This window comes from Gemmiger formicilis, from assembly GCF_024462815.1.
Classification (GTDB): Bacteria; Bacillota; Clostridia; order Oscillospirales; family Ruminococcaceae; genus Gemmiger.
In genome coordinates, this window is sequence record NZ_JANGCG010000071.1 from 1 (window position 1) to 270 (window position 270).

Below are 270 nucleotides of genomic sequence, written 5' to 3' on the forward strand. Positions count from 1 at the left end.
GCTGTTGCCAGATTTGATAGACAATTATTGGATTGGAGAGACAAAGGCATACGAAGATTATGCCATCCTTCCTTATGAAGTACATATCCCCCAACCCATAGACAAGGTACTTGATATGTTTGAAATGAATGCAGACCTTGCCATTCTCTACCATCTTGAACCAACAATTGAAACTGTATTCGGACATGAATGTTGTGCATATTGCTGCTGATACTTGCCATATCTTTTGCCCTCGTCATATTCGCCAACGTGAAGTTGTTTCATTCCGAG

General features: G+C 40.7%; 1 protein-coding gene. It reads left to right on the plus strand.

All coding sequences use genetic code 11. The features are described from left to right. The coding region (locus tag NE623_RS14540) for a hypothetical protein (protein ID WP_256276165.1) at positions 1–211 on the plus strand (211 nt) is incomplete at its 5' end. Positions 212–270 lie beyond the last annotated feature (59 nt).